At 66.0% G+C, this 24,124-nt stretch carries 16 protein-coding genes; 6 read left to right on the top strand and 10 right to left on the bottom strand.

From position 1 onward, the window contains the following. Positions 1–2: 2 nt before the first annotated feature. Positions 3–3,464 (bottom strand): hypothetical protein, encoded by a 3,462-nt coding sequence (locus VGM20_07660; protein HEY4100739.1) that lies wholly within the window; start codon positions 3,462–3,464, stop codon positions 3–5. A gap of 42 nt (positions 3,465–3,506) precedes the next feature. Continuing rightward, the gene (locus VGM20_07655) at positions 3,507–5,309 is read right to left on the bottom strand and encodes a sodium:solute symporter family protein (protein HEY4100738.1); all 1,803 of its coding nucleotides are present in this window, start codon (positions 5,307–5,309) and stop codon (positions 3,507–3,509) included. Positions 5,310–5,380: 71 nt separating this feature from the next. On the opposite strand from VGM20_07655, the gene VGM20_07650 reads away from it, so the two are divergent. Then, positions 5,381–6,670, top strand: coding sequence for an amino acid permease (locus tag VGM20_07650; protein HEY4100737.1), 1,290 nt, complete (start codon positions 5,381–5,383; stop codon positions 6,668–6,670). Positions 6,671–6,694: 24 nt separating this feature from the next. Here the strand turns inward: VGM20_07650 and VGM20_07645 are convergent, their stop codons facing one another. Both VGM20_07645 and rocF read right to left on the bottom strand, forming a co-directional pair. Then, positions 6,695–7,276 (bottom strand): C40 family peptidase, encoded by a 582-nt coding sequence (locus VGM20_07645; protein HEY4100736.1) that lies wholly within the window; start codon positions 7,274–7,276, stop codon positions 6,695–6,697. A gap of 126 nt (positions 7,277–7,402) precedes the next feature. After that, the gene (rocF, locus tag VGM20_07640) at positions 7,403–8,308 is read right to left on the bottom strand and encodes an arginase (protein HEY4100735.1); all 906 of its coding nucleotides are present in this window, start codon (positions 8,306–8,308) and stop codon (positions 7,403–7,405) included. A 139-nt stretch (positions 8,309–8,447) separates the two neighbouring features. Here rocF and VGM20_07635 point away from each other — a divergent pair, with 139 nt between their 5' ends. Both VGM20_07635 and VGM20_07630 read left to right on the top strand, forming a co-directional pair. Next, positions 8,448–9,284, top strand: coding sequence for a hypothetical protein (locus tag VGM20_07635; GenBank protein HEY4100734.1), 837 nt, complete (start codon positions 8,448–8,450; stop codon positions 9,282–9,284). After that, on the top strand, positions 9,281–9,862 hold the full coding sequence (locus VGM20_07630; GenBank protein ID HEY4100733.1) for a YceI family protein: 582 nt from the start codon (positions 9,281–9,283) through the stop codon (positions 9,860–9,862). The genes VGM20_07635 and VGM20_07630 overlap by 4 nt, the downstream gene beginning before the upstream one ends. 50 nt (positions 9,863–9,912) lie before the next feature. Here the strand turns inward: VGM20_07630 and VGM20_07625 are convergent, their stop codons facing one another. Both VGM20_07625 and VGM20_07620 read right to left on the bottom strand, forming a co-directional pair. Next, a complete protein-coding gene (locus tag VGM20_07625) occupies positions 9,913–12,675 on the bottom strand; it encodes a M14 metallopeptidase family protein (protein ID HEY4100732.1) in 2,763 nt (920 codons plus the stop codon). Further along, a complete protein-coding gene (locus VGM20_07620; protein HEY4100731.1) occupies positions 12,672–13,946 on the bottom strand; it encodes an aminoacetone oxidase family FAD-binding enzyme in 1,275 nt (424 codons plus the stop codon). The genes VGM20_07625 and VGM20_07620 overlap by 4 nt, the downstream gene beginning before the upstream one ends. A 100-nt stretch (positions 13,947–14,046) precedes the next feature. On the opposite strand from VGM20_07620, the gene VGM20_07615 reads away from it, so the two are divergent. Further along, a complete protein-coding gene (locus VGM20_07615) occupies positions 14,047–17,484 on the top strand; it encodes a glycosyltransferase (GenBank protein ID HEY4100730.1) in 3,438 nt (1,145 codons plus the stop codon). After that, the gene (locus VGM20_07610) at positions 17,481–19,394 is read left to right on the top strand and encodes an acyl-CoA dehydrogenase family protein (GenBank protein HEY4100729.1); all 1,914 of its coding nucleotides are present in this window, start codon (positions 17,481–17,483) and stop codon (positions 19,392–19,394) included. The genes VGM20_07615 and VGM20_07610 overlap by 4 nt, the downstream gene beginning before the upstream one ends. Positions 19,395–19,417: 23 nt before the next feature. On the opposite strand, the gene VGM20_07605 is transcribed toward VGM20_07610, so the two are convergent. From VGM20_07605 to VGM20_07590, 4 genes are read right to left on the bottom strand one after another with little or no spacing between them, the layout of a single operon-like run. After that, complete coding sequence (locus VGM20_07605; protein HEY4100728.1) at positions 19,418–20,119, bottom strand: dienelactone hydrolase family protein; 702 nt, start codon at positions 20,117–20,119, stop codon at positions 19,418–19,420. Beyond that, positions 20,119–20,514 carry an SCP2 sterol-binding domain-containing protein gene (locus VGM20_07600; protein HEY4100727.1) on the bottom strand — a complete coding sequence of 132 codons (396 nt, stop codon included), beginning with the start codon at positions 20,512–20,514 and terminating at the stop codon, positions 20,119–20,121. Before VGM20_07600 ends, VGM20_07605 begins: the two co-directional genes overlap by 1 nt. 15 nt (positions 20,515–20,529) lie before the next feature. Further along, positions 20,530–21,354 carry a DUF4097 family beta strand repeat-containing protein gene (locus VGM20_07595; GenBank protein ID HEY4100726.1) on the bottom strand — a complete coding sequence of 275 codons (825 nt, stop codon included), beginning with the start codon at positions 21,352–21,354 and terminating at the stop codon, positions 20,530–20,532. Then, positions 21,338–22,210 carry a DUF4097 family beta strand repeat-containing protein gene (locus VGM20_07590; GenBank protein ID HEY4100725.1) on the bottom strand — a complete coding sequence of 291 codons (873 nt, stop codon included), beginning with the start codon at positions 22,208–22,210 and terminating at the stop codon, positions 21,338–21,340. Before VGM20_07590 ends, VGM20_07595 begins: the two co-directional genes overlap by 17 nt. 102 nt (positions 22,211–22,312) lie before the next feature. On the opposite strand from VGM20_07590, the gene VGM20_07585 reads away from it, so the two are divergent. Beyond that, the gene (locus tag VGM20_07585) at positions 22,313–24,121 is read left to right on the top strand and encodes an amidase (protein ID HEY4100724.1); all 1,809 of its coding nucleotides are present in this window, start codon (positions 22,313–22,315) and stop codon (positions 24,119–24,121) included. The last annotated feature ends 3 nt before the right edge of the window (positions 24,122–24,124 follow it).

Here is a 24,124-nt window from a genome sequence, read left to right as displayed (position 1 = left end):
GATCAGGGGCCGATGTCCGGAATGCGACCGGGGGTGGCCGGAGCGCCCAGTCGCTCGAGTTCCTTTTCGATCGCCGGAATTTCGGTAGTGAGGATCGGCCTGATCCTGGCATATACCGGCGGGAAGGCCGCGGCCGCGATGTTGTACTGCTCGATATCGGTGTGCGTCGGTCCCCACGTCCCGCTTGGCGACGCGTTGCGAATATGCGTTTCGATCGAGACCGGGACTTGTTCGCCGCGCGCCGCGTTGACCTCGTCGCCGCGCAGGGCGCGAAGCGCTTCGGTCAGCCGTTGATCGACGCTCCGTGCCTGTTCGACGAGCGCCTTCGGCGCCGCCGGCATCTCGTTCAGCACGCGCACGATCGCTACTGACTTGGTCTTGGCCGCGGTGGCTGCATCAATCGCTTCGGAAATTTGCCGCGACAGCGTCGACTCCTTCTTCCGGAATTCGAAATTCGCGGCGATCTGCGCATCGCCCAGCGGTGCAGACGGATCCGGGAGCACGGCGAACGACACCGGCGACGCGAGCGGCGAAAACGCCCCCTTCTCGCGCTTGCCGATCGTTACGGTGTACTTGCCGGGCGGCACTTGGGTGCACCCGTTGCACCCTCCGCCTCCTCCGGCGCCGCCCTCGCCACCACCACCTCCCGCACCGCCGCCCCCGCCTCCACGGCCGCCGCGCCCGCCAGCACCGCCGCCGCCGGCTGCCGGACCGGGATCGGCTGGCGTCTCCGTCGAACCGCGAAGATCCCAGGTGACCGAGTGGGCGCCGCGCGTTGCCGGAATCGACATCACGCGCCAGACTGCCCCTTTCGCGTCGGCGATCGATGCCGCCAGCGTCACGGGCTCCTCGTCGGCTTCGGCGAGGAACTCCTGCGGTGTGGGATAGGCGATCGGCTCCCCCTGGCGTTCGGCGTCGCGCTCCGCCTGCAGCCGTTTGTCGCGCAGGGATGTGAACATCGCTTCGCGGAGCGAGTACGTGATGCGTGCACCGCTCGCAGGATTCTGCGCCACGTAGATCGCTTCGCCCTGATTCCCCTTGCCGCCGCCCCCGAACTGTCCCCGGCGAGCCATTGGAGTCACATCCGGAATCGGAAAGGTCGCAATGGTCTGCCGCAACGCGTCCGCGTTGATCGTGCGCAGCAGCGAGTAGTCGTCCACGACGTAGATGCTCCGGCCGAACGTGCCGAGAACGAGATCGTCATGGTCGCGCTGGATTGCGATGTCGCGCACCATGATGGTGGGAAGCCCCGGGATCTTGATCCAGTGCGCGCCGGCGTCCTGGCTGAAGTAGGCGCCGAATTCGGTACCGGAAAAGAGCAGCTTCGGATCGACGGAGTCCTGCGCCATCGCATAGACACCGCCGCGGTGCGGCAGGTCGCCGGCGATCGACGTCCATGTGTGACCGGCGTCGGTGCTCTTGAGCAGGTAGGGAGTGAAATCACCGTCCTTGTGATTGTCGAACGCGACATAGACCGTCTTGGCGTCCGTGGGCGACGCCACGATCCGCTGCACATACGTGTTGGCCGGGACACTAGGAAAGGAGCTGATGCTGTGCCAGTTCTTGCCGCCGTCCTCGCTCACCTGGATGAGACCGTCGTCGGTGCCGACGTAGAGCAGCCCTTCCTGTCCGAACGACTCTGCAATCGCGCTGACGTTGCTGTAGAACGCGGTGGATTGATTCTTCGCCACCGCGTCGGGCCCCCACACCTTGCCCATCACCGGAAGCGCATTGCGATCGACCTTGCGCGTCAGGTCCGGCGATACCGGCACCCAGGTGTCGCCTCGGTCGTCACTGCGATAGAGGCGCTGTGAGGCCGTGTAGAGACGCGTGTGCGAGTGCGGCGAAATGATGATCGGGGTGTCCCAGTTCCAGCGCGACGGGTCCTCGCCCTGCGCGACCTGCGGCTGGATGCCGACCGACGTTCCGGTCGAGAGTTCGACGCGTTCCATCCCTCCGTTCTGTGATTCGCCGTAGACGGTGTTGGGATCCTTCGGGTCGATTCGCGACACGAACCCGTCGCCGCCGACGGTGACGAACCAGTCGGTGTTCAGGATACCGGTGCTGCTCCGCGTCGCCGCGGGGCCGCACACCGACGAATTGTCCTGTGTGCCGCCGCAGACATGATAGAACGGCGACGCATGGTCGACATCGATGTCGTAGAACTGTCCCAGCGGAAGATTCGCGAAGTAGATCCACGTCTTGCCGGCGTCCCAGCTCTGGTAGAGGCCACCGTCGTTTCCGTTGAGATAGTGATCGGCGTTCTTCGGGTCGACCCAGAGGGAGTGATTGTCGACGTGCTTGGAGCGCTCGCCGAGACCGCGCCATGTGGCGCCGCCGTCATCGGAGACCTGCGTCGACACATCCATCGAATAGAGCCGCTGTACGTTGAATGGGTCGGCGACAAGTGCGGCGTAGTACATCGGTTGCGCCGTGTACGGCGAGCGCTTCTCCCATGTCACGCCGTCGTCAGTCGAACGGAAGATGCCGCCCGAGCTGCTGTCGGCTTCGACCGTGGCGTAGATCACGTCGGGATCGACGGGGGAGACCGCGATGCCGATACGACCGAGGTCGCCACCCGGAATTCCCGATGTGACCTTGCGCCAGCTCTTGCCTCCGTCGGTGGAGCGCTGCAACGAACTCTCCGGGCCGCCATCGATCAACGTCCAGACATGACGCCGCCGTTGATAGGTGGCGGCGAGGAGGATATCGGGGTTGCGCGGGTCGAGGGCGACGTCGGTGACGCCGGTGCGATCGCTGATGGTGAGGACCGCATTCCACGTCTTGCCGCCGTCGGTCGTCTTGTAGAGACCGCGATCGCCACCGTCCGACCAGAGCGGCCCCAGCGCCGCGACGTAGACCACATCACTGTTGCGGGGGTCGACGACGATCCGCCCGATGTGCTCCGACTTCTCCAGACCCATCCGCCGCCAGGTGCGGCCGCCGTCGTCGGAGCGGTACACGCCATCGCCGTAACTGACGCTGCGCTGCGAGTTGCTCTCGCCGGTGCCGACCCACACGACCGACGGATTGTGCGGGTCGAGCGTCACGACGCCGATCGAATACGAACTCTGACGGTCGAAGATCGGCGTCCAGCTCGCGCCGCCGTTTTCGGTCTTCCAGACGCCGCCGGATGCCGCGCCGATATAGATCACCGCCGGGTTCCGTGGATCGACCGCGATGCTGACCACGCGTCCGCTGATCATCGCGGGGCCGATCAGCCGCGGCCGGATGATCGACGCGATCGCCCCGGCAAGTCCGCCTCGGCCAGCGCCGCCGCCGCCCGCGGTGGAATCTGCCGGTCCGCGCGCGCTGTCGTTGCGGGTCGAATCGGGGCGGCGTGCGCGCGCCGTATCGGCGTGACGCGATGTGTCGGTGGTGCCGCGTCGCGGGTTCTGCGCGGCGAGCGGAAGGACGGTCAACGACGCGAGGAAAGCCGCGCCAATCACGGACGGGACGCGCACTGCCAACTCCGGATCATGAGGAGAGAAACCGGGCCAAATCTATCACACCGCGGCGCGATGACTGCCCTCGTCGATCGCCGGGGCGCGGGGGCCCCAGAGCGAGGGCCACATTCGCAGCAGCCCGCCGGCGCCGGCCACGCCGACGATGATCCAGAACGCGCCGGTCCGGGTGTGTCCATACAGGAGTGAGCCAGTGCCGAAGAGCGCGCCGTAGACCATGAAGCATCCGCAGATCCACGCCAGGAACGCCTGCGGCAGCGAATCGGGCGAGGGACCGACCCCAGCCTCGGCTCGGATCGACCGCCAGCCGGGGCCGGCCGGCCGCACCTTGCGGTAGAACGCCAGGAGTGTGGCTCGATCGGTTGCCGGGCCAAACCAGGTGGTGAGCAGCCAGACAACCGTTGTCACCGCAATGGTGGTGAGGAGGGCCGTGGTTGCCGACACGGAGCTGCCGTCGCGCTGCGCGATGAAGAAGCCCAGCGCCACGATGAACGACGCCGCCATGGCGGTGATTTCCGCCCATGCATTGATCCGCCACCAGAACCAGCGCAGCAGATAAAGGAGACCGGTTCCCGCGCCGATCGAGAGGATCAGCTGGAACGCGTGCTGCGCATTGTCGAGCACAAACGTGAGCAACGCGGCCAGCACCATCAGCATCGCGGTGCAGAGCCGTCCCATGAAGACGTAGTGCCGCTCACTGGCATCCTTGCGCACGAATCGCCGCCAGAAATCGTGCACCAGATACGACGAGCCCCAGTTGAGGTGCGTCATGATCGTCGACCGGTACGCCGCTTCCATCGCGCCGAGCATGAGGCCGAGGAAGCCGTGCGGCAGGAACTTGAGCATCGCCGGATACGCCATGTCGTGCCCGACCAGGCGCGGATCGACATTGGGGAAGGTGGTCCGTATCGAATCGAGGGTCGGGAAGATGATGATCGACGCCAGCGCCACCACGATCCACGGCCACGAACGCAGCGCGTAATGCGCCACATTGAAGAGGAGCGTCCCGCCGAGTGCATCGGCCTCGGTGCGCGCCGCCAGCATCCGCTGCGCGATGTAGCTCCCGCCGCCGGGCTCGGCACCCGGATACCATACCGACCACCATTGCACGGTGAGCGGGATGATGAAGAGCGTGAGCGTCGCCTGCCAATCGTTGAAGTCGGGGAGCAGCGAGATGGTGCGTGCAGGAAGGTGAGTCATCAGACCATGCAGTCCGCCCACTGCCGGTTGCTTGAGCGCGAAGTACGCCACCGCGAACGCGCCGGTCATCGCCACGCCGAACTGGATGAAGTCGATGACCAGGACGCCCCACAAGCCGGAGATCGTGGCGAAGACGACGTTCAGCATCGCGCAGATCAGCAGCGTCTGCCACATCGGCCAGCCGAGCACGATGTTGGCGATCTTTGCCGCGGCGAGATTGACTGTCGCCATGATGAAGCAGTTGAACACCAGTCCGAGATAGATGGCGCGGAAGCCGCGAACCCACGTGGCGGCGCGGCCGCTGTAGCGCAGTTCGTAGAACTCGAGGTCGGTGAGCACACCGCTGCGGCGCCAGAGTCGTGCGAAGAAGAAGACCGTGGCCATGCCCGTGAGGAGAAACGCCCACCATTGCCAGTTGCTCGCAACGCCGCCGGTGCGGACGAAATTGGTGACGAGGTTCGGCGTGTCGGTGCTGAAGGTCGTCGCGACCATCGAGACGCCGATCAACCACCAGGGCGCTGCCCGGCCCGACGTGAAGAATTCGGCAGTATTGGCGCTCCCCTTGCGGAGATAGAAGAGGGCGGGAATGAAGCAGATGACGATCGAGGCTGCGACGATGCTCCAGTCGAGCGTGGTCGGATTCATGCGCGGGGCCTGGTCGTTGGTGGGTTTGGCAGCGGAAAAACGCTTACCTTCATTATCGCCGCCTCGTGACCATGCCGCCATCCCGCCGCCCGCTGGGCTTCGCCGCCGCGCTCGCCGTTGTCATTGCCAACATCATTGGCACCGGCGTCTTCACCACCCTCGGCCTGCAGGTCCAGGAAACCGGCGATGGTTTCGCGCTGCTGGCACTCTGGCTGGTCGGCGGATTGATCGCGCTCGCCGGGGCGCTGAGCTACGGCGAACTGGCGGCCGCGATTGGCGGCTCGGGCGGCGAATACCGCTTTCTCGGCCGGATCTACCATCCTGCCGTCGGCGCCGTCGCCGGCTGGGTCTCGATCGTCGCAGGATTCGCTGCTCCGGTGGCGCTCGCCGCCATCGCGCTCGGCCGGTACGCTGGGCCGCTCGTCGGCGTGCAGGCGCAGACCCTCGGCATCATCGCGATCCTCGCGGCCACCGGTGTGCATCTCCTCGCGCCCGCGGTGGGCGGCAAGGTGCAGGTCGTGGTGACCACGCTCAAGGTACTGCTGATCATCGCGTTCATCGCCGCGGGACTCTGGTTTGGTCGCGGGAGCTCGCTCAGTTTCGCGCCCCACGCCACGTCGTGGGGGGCAGTCGCGAGCGGCCCGTTCGCGCTGTCGCTGATCTTCGTGTCGTACGCCTATTCCGGCTTCAACGCGTCGGCGTACTTCCAGGCCGAAGTGGTCGAAGCCGAGCGCAACGTCCCGCGCTCGCTGGTGATCGGCACGTTGACCGTGATGGCGCTCTATCTCGCGATCAACTGGGTCTTCCTGCGCACGACGTCGATCGCCGATCTCGCCGGGCAGGTCGAAGTCGGTGCGATCGTGGCCGGTCACGTCCTCGGTCCGTCGGGCGGGAAGGTGATGAGTGGGCTGATTGCGCTGCTGCTCGTCTCGACGATCAGCGCCATGACCCTCGCGGGACCACGGGTCATCGAAGCGATGGCAAACGATCTGCCACCGCTTCGGTTGCTGTCACACCGGTCCCGCGGCGGAAGTCCGCGGCGCGCGGTTCTGCTGCAGGGCGCACTGGCGCTTGCATTCGTGCTCACCAATTCGTTTGCAGGGGTACTCACCTACGCCGGCTTCACGCTGACGCTGTCGACCGTGCTCGCGGTGGTGGGCGTCATCGTGCTGCGGCGACGCGAGCCGGCATTGCCGCGCCCGTATCGCGTGTGGGGCTATCCGTGGACGCCGCTGTTCTTTGCGGCCTTCTCGCTCTGGACGTTGGTGATCGTGGTCCGCGACCGCCCGATGGAAGCGGTGGGTGGTGCCGTCACGCTGGGCGTCGCGGCGCTGCTGACCTGGATGACGATGGAACGCTGAACCGCCGGCAGGATGCCGGCGAGATTACGACGCGCCGGAAGCCTGTCCGGAAGAATCGTGCGGCACAAGATTCGACGAGTCGTGAACAAAGATGCGGCGCACCGCCTTCCACCACGTCGTGGCGGCCCTTCCCGTGGGGAGCGAAGCTTCGACGACCCCTTTGCGGCGGCTTGCTGCGGCCACGTACTTGCCGTCGCCGACATAGATCCCCACGTGCGAGATCTGGCGGCCGCGGCCGAAGAAGAGGAGATCGCCCGGGAGCAGCGCTGCGGAATCGCGCGGAATGGCGATCCCTTCCTTTGCCTGCTCACGCGAGGTGCGCGGGAGATCCAGGTCGAACTTCGCCATGAGCCATTGCACCAGCCCGCTGCAGTCAAACGCCTTGCCCGGCGTCTGCGCGCCCCACTTGTACCGCACGCCAACCTGCGAACGCGCGAGCTCGACGAGCGAGTCACGGGCAGGCTGATTCATCAGCATCCGTGAGATCGTCGCGAACGGCTTTTCATTGGAGGAGAATCCCGGGTCCTGCGCCCGCGCCATTGACACCGACCCGGCGATCAGCGCGATCGCGAGCGCAAAAATCGGTGTGCGGCGGGGCAGGGTCACGTCGTCTCACAGAGCAAGGCGTTTCGGGTGGAGCGTGCGGGAGATTCTAGTCTCGGACCGCCGTTCCGTCTACCCAAGTATATGTAGCAATCTGCAACGGCAACGTCGGATCGTGCGCGGGTTGGCTCAGAGAATCCGCTGGCCGAAGGCACTCGCCATCAACCCGACCGCCAATTCCGCCGTATGGTTCACTTCGTCGAGCACCGGGTTGACCTCGACCAGGTCGACGCCCACCAGTCGCCCGGTGTCCCACAATGTCTCCATCGCCAGGTGCGCTTCCCGGAAGGTGGCGCCGCCGCGAACGGGCGTCCCGACGCCGGGTGCTTCTCTCGGGTCGACGAAGTCGAGGTCGAGTGAGACATGAATACCGCCTGCTGCACCGCTCACTCGTTCGATCGCCTCGCCGAGTATTGAACGCATCCCCCGCTCGTCAAGATCCCGCATGGTGTAGATCGACACTCCGAACTCACGCGCGTGGACGCGCTCGGCCTGATCGAGATCGCGCGCACCGATGATCACCACGTGTTCCGGCAGCACGGCGGGGCGCGCCGTCGACAGCGACGCGAGTGCGCTGTCGCCATGTCCGATCAGATGCGCGACCGGCATGCCATGCACGTTGCCGCTGAGCGTCGATGCCGGGGTATTGAGGTCGGCGTGCGCGTCGAGCCAGATCAAGCCGACGCGCTTACCGCGCTCCGCGATCGCAGTCGCCACGCCGGCAACCGACCCCGCCGCGAGGGAATGATCGCCGCCAAGTACCAGCGGTATCTGCCGATTGCGCACGAGCTCCGCCGTGCGGTGCGCAACGTCGCGGCAGACGTCCGTGATCACCGGCAGGAAATCGATGCCGTGTTCGTGGCCGAGCGTTTCGCGCGTCGGCACCGCCACGTCGCCGGTATCGACCACGCTGTGCCCCAGCTGTTCGAGTCGCGCGGCAAGGCGCGCCAGGCGGACCGCCGACGGACCCATCTCGACCCCACGCCGCGAGGCGCCCAGGTCGAGCGGAACACCGAGAAGAGCGATCGAAGCCATGCGAGAACATAACGGGCCCGGACGGTTCGTCGCGTCGGACCATTCATTGATCGTCGATAGCAGGGATTGGTCGGGACGATGGCGCACGGTAGTGTGAATGCCGTCATTTATCATGCGGACCGCGACGAAAGGAAGTATGATGATCCGGCTGATCACGTTGACCGGGACAATGGCTGTCATGATGGCCGCGGCACTGGCGGCGCAGGATATCTGCCTGCCGCCGAGCGATTCGCACGAAGCGAAGACATTCGCGATTCTCTCGGTGCCGGTCACTTTTTCGGGAGCCGAGGCGCCGATGCATTCGCACGGCATCTCGATCGGCCTCGAGGCGGCGTCACTCCCGACGGTTGACCGGGTCGACGCCACTCCGACGGCGTGCCGGCCCGACAAGGGACCGGAAAACACCAACCCGATTCCCGGCCTGACTCGGCCGCGCGTGTCGATCGGGTGGCGCTCGCTGCAATTCGAAGTATCCTGGGTACCGCCGATCGTCGTCGATCAGGTCAAGGCGAATCTCGTCGGTGTTGCGGTCGAACATGCCCATCCGCTCGGCGGCTCGTGGTTTCTCGGTCTTCGCGCTGATGCGGTGTTCGGATCGCTGCGTGCGCCGGTCACCTGTCCCGATGCCGAGCTGACCGATCCGGCGAGCGAATGTTTTGGTGGCACGCGGTCCGATGATCGCTGGCAGCCGGGATTGTTCGGTGCCGAGGCGGTGGTCGGCGCCGGCGGCGGCCGGATCCATCCGTATGTCGGCGCCGGGTACACCTGGATGCGGCCGAGATTCGAGGTCGATTTCACTAACGCGGAGGGGTCGACGGACAATCGCCAGGTGCAGGTCAATCTCGAACGAGTGGCGCTCTTCGGCGGCGTGACGCTCGATATTGGTTCGTCGAGCGTCACCGGTGAGGTCTATTCCACGCCGCAGGACGCGGTCAGTGCGCGAGTCGTGCTGCGGACCCGGCTCGGGCGCACATGAAACGGGCCGGGTGGGGGTTGATGCTGGTGGCGGGCGCCCTGGGCGTGCCGACGCGCGGTATCGCGGCACAGACAATTCCCAGCGCGCCGCTCACCAAGGGGACGCTGGCGTTTGATGCCAAGGCCTCACTTGGCCCGTTCACGGGTACCACGACGACGATGTCCGGCGCGATGCAGGGGGCGGCGTCACTCAGTGGCGTGCGCGGGTCGGTCGAGGCGCCGTCGAAGTCGTTGTCGACCAGCAACGGCCACCGCGATCGCGACATGGCGAGCTCGCTCGAAATCGAGAAGTATCCGACGATCCGCTTCGATCTCGACAGCGTCGCCGCGGGTGAGGTGCGACCGGATTCCAGCGCCGTGACGCTGCATGGCCGATTCACCATCCACGGTGAAACGCGCCAGGCCGCGATTCCGGGCTGGGCGTGGGTGTCCCCGGCTGGAGCGCGGTTCCGTGGCGCGACACCGCTCAACCTCAAGGATTACGGGATCGGCGGCCTGAGCAAGATGCTCGGGGTGCTGAAGATGAATGCGATGATCGTGGTGCGGGTGGATGTCGTGTTCGGACACCTCTCATCGTGACCCGGCTCGCAGCAGCAACGTCACTGCCGCTGCGAGCCATGTTATAGCCGCTATTTCTTTCCCGTCTCGGCTCCATAGAAAAGGTTGAACAGGAACTTGAACGTGCCTTCCGGTTGCGCGCGGAAGGTCATCTCTGGTGCATAGAAGTACGCCGTTCCCGCACCGACGTCCGCCGACGCCATCTCCACGCCATCCTGCAGATAGTTCTGTCCAATCGCCCATCCCGAGCGGAGCGGCTCGGGGACGGAGAACCACGCGATCTTCTTCACACCCTTTGCGGCGGCGTCAGCACCGAGGTGCAGTACCGGCGAATTGTCGAAGAAGATATCGGTGGTCGGCAGCGCGCCGGCTGCAGCAGGTTGCGTCGTATCGACGGCGACCTGCAGGATCGAGCCGGGGATGTAGTACTTGTCGGGAGAAAGGCCGGCCACCTGGTTGGTGACCGGCAGGCCCAGGTCCTGCGCGAGATCGACACCGCTCCGTCCGATCGCGATGATCCGGCCGCCGTGTTCAAGGAAGGTCTTGAGCTGCGGCATCGTGGAATCGACCGACATGTTGCCGATCTCGTCGCGATACTCGTCGGGAATGCTGGCAGCGCCGCCACCACCATTGCGGCCGCCACGACCGCCGCCCCGGCCCCCGCTGGCCGCGACGGGGACGCCGTCATAGAAGACCAGCACATCGAAATCCCTGGCGATGTCGCCGGCGTTGAGTCGTGGAGCGAAGACGCGGGTGAACGGAACCTCGTAATGCTCGAGGATCCAGCGTCCCCACCCCGAAGGCATCGAGCCGCCGTATCGATCCACGAGTCCGACGCGGAGCGCCCTGACCGGCGTCCCGTGCAACGGTGTCGTGACCGATGACGCGCTCAACGCGCGATCGTGCGCAAGTTGACCAAGAATCGACGCACTCTCCGTACTCGCCGGCACGAAGAACTGACCGCTGGCAAGGCGTTCGACACGCTGCTTCGCCTTGATGAGGCGGTTCACCGCGAGGAACGCATCCATCGACGCCGGAGTAAGTGTCCAGCCCTTGCCCCTGGTCGCGAACGTCACCGGATCGGGAACAATCTTCTCGTCGGTCACCCGCCCCAGCGGTGCGGTGTACGGATCGAGAATCCGGTCGAACGAGAATCCCATCTGGAATGCCAGCGTGTAGCCGGCATTGTCGTACGGGCGCTTCGGCGGGCCGCCGGGATACTGCAGGTCCATCGGATGCCACTGCGGCTCGAACATGTCGAGGACGTGCGGACGGAAGGCCTGTGCCGACTGCACCACGAAGGAGCCCTTGGGATAGCTCTTGCCGCCGATGGTGAAATCGGCGGTCGCCTTGTCGATCTCGATTCCGGCGAACGACAGCGCCTGAAGAAAATCGAGCGCCTGCGCGAACGCCGGTTGATTGGCGGGGATGACGAACGCGCGAGGATCGCGGCGCGCCGGATCGCGCAACACCTTGGCGTACGCCTCCTGGTTGCCGCCGCGTCCGCCGCGTCCGCCACCCGCTGCAGGCACATTGTCGGCGGCGACGGCGACTTCACCGGCTCCGCCGCCGGCCTTCTCCGCTGCGGCAATCGTATTCGGCGTGGTGGTCCACGTGTCGGTACTGCCGCGCTGGACCGAGTTGCGTCCCATCTGCCAGAAATTGAAGAGCAGATCCTCGCGATAGCGCGAGGCAAGGTCGAGGATCGCCCGGTTGGCGGTCATCGAGTAGTCGATCGATTGGCGGAAGTGCCACGGCCCCCACTGCGCCGGATAGATCCCGTCGCCGCTCGGCAGCTGGCGCTGGAGGACGATCTGGATCGTCTGCGGCGTTGGATTGCCGATCGCCTCGGTGAGAATGCCGATCATATTGTGGAAGTATCCGGCAGTGCGCAGGCCGCCGTTCCACCAGGTCGAGTAGCTGGTGGAGTTCTTGTCGACGATCCCCGGTTTGTGCTCCGCCGCGAACCGCCGCTGAATCGCCATTCCAACCCAATCGAGCGAGGTGGGGATCAACGGATCGAAGTAGTAGTTGAACGGATCACGAAATGGCGGGGTGAACATCACCGACCCCGCTGGCCCGGTCTGGTGGTGGTTGTAGATGATCTGAGGGAACCACTCGCGGTACTGCACGCGCTCGCCATTCTGCGTTTCCGGCAGCGCGGCGCGGTACCAGTCGCGGTTATCGTCGTGCCCGGCGTATTTCTCATACAGCCGCGGCAGGCCGCTGGTACGGCGCTGCAGCGAGTCGGGACTCCGCATGTACCAGTCGGAGACCAGCTCCATCCCGTCGGGATTCACCTGCACGGCGAGGATGATGTCGTCGTTCAGGAGTCGGAGCGTTTCGGGATCATTCATCGAGACCATCTGCCAGACCAGCTCAAGGAGCTGATTGGCGCCGAGCACCTCATCGGCGTGCAGGCCGCCATCGATCCAGACGATCGACTTGCCGTTCTGGGCAAGCTGCCGCGCGGTTGCGGAGTCGACGCGACCGTGCGCCAGCGTCTCACTCGTCTTCCGGTACTCCTCGAGGCGCGCGAGGTTGGCCGGACTCGACAGGATCGCCATCAGTTGCGGCCGCCCTTCGGCGGTGAGCCCGATCGTGTCGAGCTTCATCCGGTTCGATTCCTTCGCCAGCTGCTCCCACCACCGCATCTGCTGGGTGTACGTGGGGAGGAAGTAGTCGGCGCCGATGATGTGGCCGAGAGCTTCCTGCGGCGTGGTGAGGTGTTGCTGCGCCGCGAGCGGGGTGGCGCAGCAGGCGGTGAGGAGAATCCAATGGGATGCGCGCATGAAGGTCTTCGGGAAGAGGAGTTGGTCGGGCATGACGGTCATGAAGATGAGGTGAGTGCGGCGCCGGCGCCCCGCCCGGCAAGGCGGCCGGTGACCCACGCCCAGACAAAATTGTAGCCGCCAATCGGCCCGAAGGCATCCAGCAGTTCTCCGGCAAGGTACAGTCCCGGACAGAGCCGGCTCTGCAGCGTGCGCGGATCGACCTGATCCAGCGCCACACCGCCGCCGGTCACTTCGGCCTTGCGGTAGCCCTCGTCGCCGTCCCACGGGAGGGCAAAGCGGCCGAGCGTTTCGATCAGCGCCAGCCGGTTGCCTCGGGTCAGATGCGCCAGCGCCGTGGAACCTTCGACCCCGGTCAGCGCGATGAGTCGATCGGCAAGACGAGCCGGCAGTTCCTCGCGGACGACGGCGGCAACTGTCTTCCCCGACGGCACCAGTCGTCGTTCCCAGTCGGCGGCGCGGAGTGCGCCCCAGCTGACGCGCAGCTGTGCCGGGTCATGTCCCATCTGTCGAGACCGGACTGCGACGTGCGAGACATCAAGCAGCGCCGGCCCGCTGTAGCCGCGATGGGTGAAGAGGAAACCGCCGGTAGCATCCGCGCGCTCGGACTGCGAACGCGCGGTGATCGCCACGGTCAGCGAGACGCCCGCGAGATCGGCGAACGGCGGCGGTGTCGCAGTGATCGGCGTCAGCGCCGGATACGTCGGATGCACGGCGTGACCGAGCGCGGCAAGCGCACGCAACCCGAAACCATCGGAACCGGTCTGCGGAACCGAGAGTCCGCCCGTCGTGAGAATGACGGCGTCGTGCATCGACGTGGTGCCGCCGGCAACGGTGAGCTGCCATCGACCCTGGTGCGGTGCGATCGAAATGATCTCGCGATCTGGCTGCCAATCGACGCCCCGGGTCTTGGCTGCAGCAACCAGCGCGTCGCGGACCGCGCGGGCCCGATTCGCCGCCGGAAAGAGCTTGCCGGTTTCGGGTTCGAGCACCAGTGGCAATCCGAGGTCGGATTCGAAAAAGGTGCGCTGCTCGTTGAATGGCCACGAGCGCAAGATCATCCGGAGCGAATTTCCCGATGATGCAGTCGTGAAACGAGTCTCGTCGAGCGTGCCGGGGAGGACGTTGCAGCGGCCGCCACCGGATATCAGGATCTTGCGGCCTCCGTCGGCGGTCCGCTCGAAGAGCGTGACCTCGCGGCCAGTACCGGCAGCGTGAATCGAAGCCATGAGGCCGGCGGCCCCGGCCCCGACGATGGCGATCGACGGGCGAGGGGCGCGGGCATCAGCGGCGATGGCGTGTTCTCTCGGCACGAGGGGTGAGGACGGGGACGGAAGCGTTGGTGTTCCGTTTAGAATTGTAGCGAGTTTGCGGTCCGGGGCAGCACGCCCCCGACCTCCTCGCCGAGGTGTGATGCCGGGTCAAGGAAACAGCGCCCCCGTCTTCAGTGAGCCGAGTGGCCGCCGCTGGCAACGGGTCCGAATTGGAGCGGTCCTCCTCGGCGCGACCAGTATCCTGGTGGTGGTCGGCTTGATCGCCGCCGCGCTCCTTCCCCCGGTGCTGCCGCATTCCAACGCCTTCGATCCGACCGATCGCCGGCCGGTGCCCCGGGTCAATACTCGTGCGGCACGGGAGCATGACGCCGAGCGGAGCAAGCTGTATCGCGCCCTCCGCCATGGCGAGGAGCCGCTTCAGAAGAGTCACAACAACGGACGCCCTCGCGGTGGTCCCGTGGCCAACGACTCGATCATGGCCGGGTTCTACGTCAACTGGGATGAACATTCGTACCAGTCGCTGCGGGCGCATCTGGACCGGCTCGATTGGGTGATCGCCGAGTGGGCGTTCATCGCGCCGAGCGGTGACACGCTCCGGATTGCGGGGGACACCAACAACATCCTCCGGCTGATCGGCCACGTCCCGAAGGATCGCCGCCCGAAGGTTCTCCTGATGCTGAGCAACGTGCAGGAGAACACCAAGGGGCGGTTTGGGGGCGCAACCACGACTCGGCTGCTGATGGATTCCACCGCGCGACGTCGCGCGGCGATCCGCATTGCGCAACACGTCGACTCGCTCGACCTTGCCGGCGTTACCATCGACTTTGAAAGCATCCCTGACGAACAGCTGCCGTATCTCGACGCCTTTCTCGGAGATCTCCGCGCGGCCCTCGGCCCCGGGAAACTGATCACCCAGGCGATCCAGGATTACCTGCCGATGGACTGGGTCCGGCGCTTTTCCGATCGGTGCAACAAGCTGATCCTGATGCTGTACGACGAGCACTATTCGCAGAGCGACCCGGGGCCGGTGTCCGGCCGGGGCTGGTACACGGAGATGGTGGACAGCATGCTTGCCGTGATTCCGCCTGGGAAGGTGATGATGGGGATCGGCGAGTACGGCTACGACTGGAATGATGCCGGCGCCAATGGTCAGATCGTCTCCTACGGTGTCCCCGATATCTGGCAGCTGGCGCGGCAGAATCATGTCCTGCCGCTCTTCGACCCCGACGTGAACAACCCCTACCTCTCATGGACCGACGCCGATTCGGTCGACCACTTCGTCTGGTATCTCGATGCGACGACCGCCGCCGATGAGATGCGGATTGCGCGCGCGCGCGGCGTGACATCCGCCGCGATCTGGCGTCTCGGCGGCGAGGATCCCTCGACGTGGCGCATGTTCGGACGACACGGCGAGATGCAGCCGGTCGATTCGCTCGGAACGATCGATCCCGGCTACAACGTCGAGTTCGTGCCGCACGACAATGATGGTGACCTGATCACCATCGCGAACCAGCCGTTTCCCGGAACACGCGAGATCTCGACCGACAGCACCGGGGGGATCACCAGCGTGGTGTATGACAGCGTCCCCGGCGAGTGGATCGTGGCCCGGACCGGGGAGCAGGATCACGAAGTTGCGCTGACGTTCGACGATGGCCCCGACATCCGGTGGACGCCGGCGATTCTCGACACGCTGAAGTCGAGGCATGCCACGGCGACGTTCTTCCTCATCGGCGACCAGGTCCTTGCCAACTACGGCTTGACCCGCCGGATCGTCCGCGACGGCAACGAAATCGGCAACCACACCTTCACCCATCCCAACCTCGCCGAAACGGGACGGTGGCGTACGCGTCTCGAGTTCGATGCGACGGCGCGATTGTTCGAAGCGATTCTCGGCCGGCGGACGATCCTCACCCGCACGCCATATCTCGGCGACAATGATCCGAGCACGCCGGACGAGCTGGTGCCGATCGCGATCGCGACCGATCTCGGCTATATCACCGCCGGTGTCAGCGTCGACGGCGAGGATTGGCGCGACACCACGACGGTGCGCGGCATTCTCCAGAACGTGATGCAGGGCCGCGCGGACGGCCTCCAGCGCCTCGCGGGCAAGTCGGGGAACGTCGTGCTGCTGCACGACGGCGGCGGCAACCGCGCGCGGACGGTGGCGGTGCTTGGTCCCCTGATCGACTCGCTCCGCGCGCATGGCGACACGATCGTCCCGCTGGGCCGGCTCGCGAATCTGCCGCCCACCATCGTCATGCCGCCGATCAGCGGCCGCAGTTCGTTCGCGCGCGTGGTGGAGCTGGTGCTCTTCGGCGGCGTGAGCATCATCCAGGTCGGCTTTCATCATCTCTTCTACATCGCGATCTACCTCGCGATGATCCGCCTGGTCATCATCCTCGCGCTCGCCGCGGTGCAGCGATTCCGGCGGCGCCCGGAGGCCGTCGACTTCTCACCGGCGGTGAGCGTCGTGATCCCGGCATTCCGCGAAGAAGCGGTCATCGTTGCGACCGTCAATTCGCTGCTGGCGCAACGCTACGACGGATCGCTCGAGGTTCTCGTCGTGGATGACGGCTCGCCGGACGACACATTCGGCGTGGCGGAGCGCGCCTTTGCCGGCAATCCACGGGTGCACGTGCTCACCAAGCCGAACGGCGGGAAGGCGAGCGCGCTCAACTTCGGGATTCGCGAAGCGCAGGGCGAGATCATCGTCGCGCTCGACGCCGACACGCTCTTCGAGCCGGATGCTGTCGGCCACCTGGTGGCGCCGCTGGCCGATCACCACGTCGGCGCGGTCGCCGGCAACGCCAAGGTCGGCAACCGGATCAATCTCGTGACGCGATGGCAGGCGCTCGAGTATGTCACCTCGCAGAACCTCGATCGGCGCGCCTTCGCCCTCCTCGACTGCATCATGGTGGTCCCGGGAGCGATCGGGGCGTGGCGCAAGTCGCTCACGATTGAAGTCGGCGGCTTTTCCAACGATACGCTCGCAGAGGACCAGGATCTCACTCTCTCGATCGGGCGCCGTGGCTATCGCGTTGCCTACGCCGATCACGCCGTGGCATGGACCGAGGCGCCGGACACGTTCCGCGGTCTGGCGAAACAGCGATTCCGTTGGGCATTCGGCACACTCCAGTGCGCGTGGAAGCATCGCGATCTTCTCTTCCGTCCGCGCGCCGGCACCCTTGGTTTCGTGGCCCTGCCCAACGTCTGGATCTACCAGCTCTTCTTCTCGTGCATCGCACCGGTGGCGGATCTCGTCTTCGTCTTCTCGCTTGCATGGGTCATGGTGATGTACCGCGAGCACAACACCACCTACGCGATCGATGCACTGAGCAAGATCGTCGGCTGGTATGGCATCTTCATCGCGGTCGACTGGCTCGCCGCAATTCTGTCGTTCCTGATGGAGCCTGGGGAGGACCGGCGGCTCACGTGGCTGGTGTTCCTGCAGCGTTTCGCGTATCGCCAGCTGCTGTACTGGGTGGTATTGCGGTCGATCGTCGCCGCGTTGCGCGGCGGATTGGTTGGATGGGGGAAACTTGAACGAAAGGCGACCGTGGGGTTCCGAGCCGCATGAGTCCGACAGTTCCCGAACGCGTCGTTCGCGAGCCGGCGCCGTTGCGCCCCTCACCGCCCGTTGACGTGGCGGCCTTGAAAGCGTTGCTCGACGGTGCCGAAGAACCGGTGCGCGACCGCGTGCGCACGATTCTCAGCCGCCCCGAGTTCGCATACCACGCTGCGACCGACGACGCGACCTACCGCACCGTGGTTCTCGACTGGCTCCGCCTCCTCTCGACCGACGGGCTCGGCGCGCTGGCGGTCCCCGCGGAGTTCGGCGGCCAGGGCGACCCCCGCGCATTTCTCGCCGCGTTCGAGACGATCGCGTTTCATGACCTCTCGCTCACCATCAAGTTCGGCGTACAATACGGCCTGTTCCAGGGAAGCGTCCTCCTCCTCGGCACTCGCTGGCATCACGAGCATTTTCTTCCTGCGATCTGTCGGGGTGCACTCCTCGGTGGATTCGCGATGTCGGAACTGGGCCACGGATCGAACGTCCGCGACCTCGAAACCACCGCGACATACGACGCGGCGACGCGCGAATTCGTGATCCACACGCCGAGGGACAGCGCACACAAGGAATGGATCGGCAACGCGGCGCTGCACGGCAGGATGATGACGGTGTTTGCGCAGCTGATCGTGGACGGCACCAATCATGGTGTCCACGCGCTGCTGGTGCCGGTGCGTGATCCCGGAGGACAGCTGCTGGCCGGCGTCCGCATCGAGGATACCGGCCACAAGGAAGGACTCAACGGCGTCGACAACGGCCGGATCTGGTTCGATCAGGTGCGGGTTCCGCGCGAGCACCTCCTCAACCGGTTCGGCGATGTCTCGCCCGACGGCGTCTATTCGTCGCCGATCGAGAGCCCGGCGAAGCGCTTCTTCACGATGATCGGGACGCTGGTTGGCGGGCGCATCACCATCGGCCTCTCGGCGCTGTCAGCGGTGAAGACCGGATTGACGGTCGCGATTCGTTACGGCAATCGGCGGCGACAATTCGGCGAACCTGGTCAGCCGGAGACGCTCCTCCTCGACTATCGGACCCATCAGCGCCGCCTCCTTCCCCCACTGGCGACGAGCATCGTCCTCGATATCGCGCTGTCGCGCCTGGTCGATCGCTTCGCGGCCATGCGGGGCGCTGAAGACACCCGGATGGTCGAGGCGCTCGCGGCGGGGCTCAAGGCGTACACCACCTGGTTTGCCCAGCACACCGTGACCGACGCGCGCGAGTGCTGTGGGGGACAGGGATATCTCGCGGCCAACCGGATCGCCGTGCTTCGTCGCGACATCGACGTCTGGACCACCTTCGAGGGCGACAATACCGTCCTGATGCAGCTGCTCGCGAAGGGTTTGCTGACCGGCTATCGCCAGGCGTTCGCGGAGATGGGCGTGATCCGCCTGCTGACGCGTCGAGCAGGAGCGGCGCTCCGGTCGCTCAACCCGGTGACGGCGCGCCGCGACGACGAGGATCATCTTCGCGACGCGGGGGCACAGCTCACGCTGCTCCGATATCGCGAGGATCGGCTCCTCGATGCGGCGGCACGCCGGCTTCGGGCGGCGCTCAAGCGTCGCGATCCGACCAGTGCAATGATCGAGGTGCAGGACCATTTGATGCACCTCGCGACGGCGCACGTGGAGCGGGAATCGTTCGAAGCGGTGCAGGACGAAGTGGAGCGGGCCGGCGCGTCCTTGCGGCCGCTGCTGGCGCTGATTCGCGACACCTTCTGGGCCGGCTGCATCGAACGCGACATGGGGTGGTACATGATGAGCGGCGCGGTGGAAACGCCGAAAGCCAAGGCGATCCGCTACCTGGTCAACAAGTGCGCCGGTGAACTGCGCCCGATCGCCGAAGAGATCACCGATGCATTCGCGATCCCGGAGCCGGTTCTTGCCGCGCCGATCGCGGTGCGTCCCGAGCGCCTCCCCTGAGCCTGTCGAAGGGCGGCGAGGGCCTACGCCAGCTTCCTCCGGAAAAACTCGAGCGTCAATGCCCACGATTCGGCGGCCGAATCGGCGTGATACGCCGGCCGCTGGTCGCAGAAGAAGCCGTGGCCAGCCTCCGACATTTCGACATTGATGAACGGCTTCGTCGCATCCGTCAGTGCACTCACGATCGCCGCTCGCTGTTCGGGCGGGATGTGGGTATCGAGGCCGCCCCAGAAGAAGAGATGCGGACCGTTGAGCATTGCTGCGCGGTCGAGCAGCGACGGGACGATGCCACCGCCATAGTATGAAACCGCGGCGCGCAGCGGCAGCGACGCGTTGGCAATCCAAGAACAGCGCCCGCCCATGCAGTAGCCGATCGCGACGATGCGATCGGGGTCGACCTGTGGGTCGCGGCTGAGAAAGAGATGGGCGGCCTCCGCGTCCGCGGCAATTCCCTTGGCGGTAAGCGCGCCCATGTGCGGGCGGACGCTGTCGAAATCGTCGTAGCTCGCCTCGAATCCCGGGTCGGCCGTGCGGTGAAACATCTCGGGTGCCACGACGACGAATCCCTGGCCCGCGAATCGTCCGGCGACATCACGGATGTGACCGTTGACGCCAAACGCTTCCTGGAAAAGAATCAGCCCCGGCGCGGCGGTCGCGCCGTCCGGGCGCGCCACGTAGGCCCGCGCAGTGGTGCCATCCGCGACCTGCAACGTGATATCCGACATCAGAGATCTCCTTCCGCAGCTGCCCGGAGGAGTTCGGCAGCGGCCTTGGCACGAGGAACAAGGGCGAACAGATCGCCTTTGATGAGTGAAAGCCTGCCGACCAATGCGGCAGTGGCAGGAGTGGTGCGTGCGCTGGCAAGGTCGGCCCAGGTCGCGGGGGTGGCGGCCAGCACGAAGTCGGCGGCCTGTTCGTCGAGTGGCGTGCCGGGACGCGCGTCAGTGCAGCGCCCATCGTCGACGACCACCCATGTGCGACGCTCGCTGCCGTCGGTCTCCCGTTCGACCAGGACAAAACGACCGCTCCACCCGGCCGCTGCTTCGGCGAATCGGGTGGAGCGGTTGAGGCGCTGCTGCCACGCCGCGATGACCGGCGCGCTGAAAAGATCGGTTGACACGCTGCAAGCTAGCGGTCACTGCTTGTGCAGCGAAATCCCTCCGTTGACGGTTTCAAGCTCCAGCCGCCGTCCGCCCGACCCGATTCGCCCTTCGAATGACTTGGGGCCGAACCCCTTCTCGATCGTGATCGGAAAGCCGCCGCTGTCGATGCCACCATTGACCGTCTCGCCCCGCACCTCGGCGCTGAGCGATGCCGGGAAGGTCAGGTCGATCGCGCCGTTCACCGACGAAACACGCATCGTCCCTTCCCACGCTGCGCGCGCAAATGTCGCATCGACCTTGCCGTTCACCGTCTCGAGCGACAGGGCGCCGATGCCGTCGAAGACGATGTCGCCGTTGACCGTTTCGATCTTGGAATCGGTCCCGGCACCGCTGACCGTTACCGACCCGTTCACGGCATCGACGACAAGCCGGGCGTTGAGAGGTACACGTACGGTGTAGCGCATGTCGACGTCGAGCCGGTTGCGGCCGTTCGACCGATCGTTGTTGTCATTGTCGCCGCTGCAGCTGCGGCGCTCCGGATCCCGTGTCAGGTAGATGGTGCACACGCGCATCCCGTCGCGGCTGTCGTCCATGATCGCCTTGACGAGAGTGCCGTCGCCACGCCGGACCGTCTTGGTCACGGTGACCTCCGCGGTCTGGCCGGAGGCGCGGGTGACGTCGACCTTGCCATTGATGTTGCTCACCTCGAGGGTAGCACCAGCGGACAACACCTTCGAGAAGTGATAGTCCTGCGCCGGGAGCCGGGTCACTGCGGCGGCGACGACAGCGACCATCATCGTCAATCGCATCGGAGCGGCCCGGTGCAACAGTTCGAGTCGTTCAGTTGTCGTGGCCATTCCGCTCTCCTCGCCCGCCACGATGCAGGGTGATCGATCCGTCGACCGTATTGAGTTGCAGTTCATTTGACCCGCCACCACCGATCGTCGCATGGAACGACCGCGGTCCCCAACGTCCCTCGACGGTGAGCGGGAAATCGGAATGCACTTGGCCGTCAACGGTCTGGCCGCTGATTGCGAGGCCGATCGACGCCGGCAGCGTCAGGTCGATGTCGCCGTCGACACTGCGAAGGGCCAGGTCGTGATCCCAGCGGGCATTGGAGATCGTTGCGGTGATCTTGCCGTCGACGCTGTTGAGCGAGTGGGGTGCGACGCCGTCGTAGCTGATCTCGCCATCGACGGTGCGGATCATCGCCGGCGTATCGAGTCCGGTGGCGCGGACGTCACCGTCGACGGTGTTGACCGAGAGCGCGACGCCCGCCGGAAGCCGGATCTCGTAGCGCATCTCGGCGTCGAGCGGGTCGTGATCACTATCACTATTGTTACTATAGTGGCTGTTGCAGCTGTCGGCGTTGGCGTCGCCGCGCCGCAGGTACACGGTGCAGACGCGATAACCACCGTCCACTTCCTCGAGCACCGCCATCATCCGCGAGCCGTCGCCTCGGCGCACGATCTTGTGCGCCACGATGTCGGCTGATGTCCCGCGCCCCTGCGTGACGACGACTTCGCCGTCGATGTTGCTGACGCTGAGCCGGTCACCGGAATGCAGGTTGGGGGTGAAGTGATAGTCGTCCCGGCTGGAGGACTGCTCCGGCCGGTCGCGATCGGCGGGAGCCGGTCGGCGCGACCGCTGGGCCGCGGCGCCGGTCGCCGCAACCGTTGCCAGCGCGAGGGTCAGAACGAGGGTGGTCCGCATCGACACGTCCTTGGCTGAACAGGTAAGTGGCGCGATCTTCTGAAGACTGAGACGTGCCCGGCAACCTCAAGGGTTGCAGGCCTTCACACCTCCGGAGCCACCATGTCTACCCTCGTCGATCGCCGCTCCTTCCTGGCGGCCTGCGCCGCCGTAGGCCTTCCGCTCGATTTCTCGCATCAGCTCTGGGCCGAGACGGCGCCGGGCGCGGACGACGATGCGGTGGTGGCCCTCGATCCGATCACCAAGGAGCAGATCGCCGCGGCCGAGAACGTCCTCGGCCTGTCGTGGCGCGACAAGGATCGCGACCTGATGCTCCGGGGGTTGCAACGGAATCTGGCCGGGTACGCGGCGCTCCACGCGATCCCGATGTCGAACGTCGTGCCGCCCGCCTTCCACTTCGACCCGGTGCCGGTGGGGAAGGAGCCCGTCGGCCAGCCGCATCGCGCTCCACGAGCGGCGCGTTCGGCCCCCGCAGCGAAGCGCCCGACCACGGAATCGGACTGGGCGTACGCCGGCGTCGCGACGCTCAGCCGGCTGATTCACTCCCGCGCCGTGACCTCGCGGCAGCTGGTGGAGCGGTCGCTCGCCCGGATCGAGAAGTACAACCCCGAGCTCCTCGCCGTGATCACGCCGACTCGCGAACGCGCCCTTGAGCAGGCCGACCGGATGGACGCCGAAGCGAAGGCGGGGAAGTTCCGCGGCCCGCTCCACGGCATTCCGTACGGTGCCAAGGATCTCTTCGCGGTGCCGAAGTATCCGACGACGTGGGGATCGCCGATCTACAAGGACCAGGTCCTCGACGTGACGGCGGCAGTGGTCGAGCGGCTCGACGCCGCGGGCGCGGTGCTCGTCGCCAAGACCTCGCTCGGTGAGTTCGCCCAGGACGACACCTGGTTTGGCGGGCAGACGAAGAATCCCTGGAATACTGCGCAAGGATCAAGCGGATCTTCAGCCGGCTCGGCCAGCGGTGTCTCGGCAGGTCTGTATCCATTCGCCATCGGCACGGAGACCCAGGGTTCGATCATCTCGCCGTCCACTCGCTGCGGCGTCAGCGGGCTGCGGCCGACGTACGGGCGCGTTTCACGATACGGCGCGATGGCGCTCTCGTGGACGATGGACAAGATCGGGCCGATCGCACGGAGTGCGGAGGATCTCGCGCTCGTCTTCGCGGCGATCAATGGCGCCGATCCGCGCGATCCGTCGACGCGAACGATGCCGTTCGAGTTCGATCCGGCGCTTCCGCTGGCGTCGATCCGGATCGGTGTGCCGCAGAACATGATGCAGCCGCCCGACACTGCGGCGATGCGCGCGGCGGCCGCGAGTGGTGGCGGCGGCGCCGGGGGAGGACGCGGCCGCGGCGGGAATCCTGCGGCGGCGATGGCGAACTACCAGGCGACCAAGACGGTCCTCGACGCGCTCGCCAAGCAGGGGGCGAAATTCGTCCCGATCACCTGGCCGACCGAGCCGTCGACCAACGCGCTGTCGTGCATCCTCAACGTCGAAGCGGGCGCGGCGTTCGCCGACATCACCCGCGACAACACCGTCGACAAGATGGTCCTGCAGGATGCCAACGCGTGGCCCACCACCTTCCGGTCGGCGACGCTCGTCTCCGCCGTCGACTACGTCCTCGCCAACCGCGCGCGGACGCTGCTGATCAACCATTACGACGATTTCTTCAAGGACGTCGATATCGTGGTCGGCGGCGGAAATCTCGGTGCGACCAACCTGACCGGGCATCCGCAGGTCGTGGCACCGCTGGTGGTGCGGGAGGGGGCGGCCGCGAATGATCCTGGCAATCAGGGGATTTCGTTCGTCGCGGCACTCTATCGAGAAGACCTGCTGCTACGGCTGGCACACGCCTGGCAGACGGCGAGCGACATTCATACCCGCCGCCCGCCGAAGTTCTCCTGAGGT

The sequence above is a fragment of the Gemmatimonadales bacterium genome, assembly GCA_036500345.1.
In the GTDB taxonomy this organism is placed as follows: domain Bacteria; phylum Gemmatimonadota; class Gemmatimonadetes; order Gemmatimonadales; family GWC2-71-9; genus Palsa-1233.
This window is presented reverse-complemented; position numbering and strand designations above follow the sequence as displayed.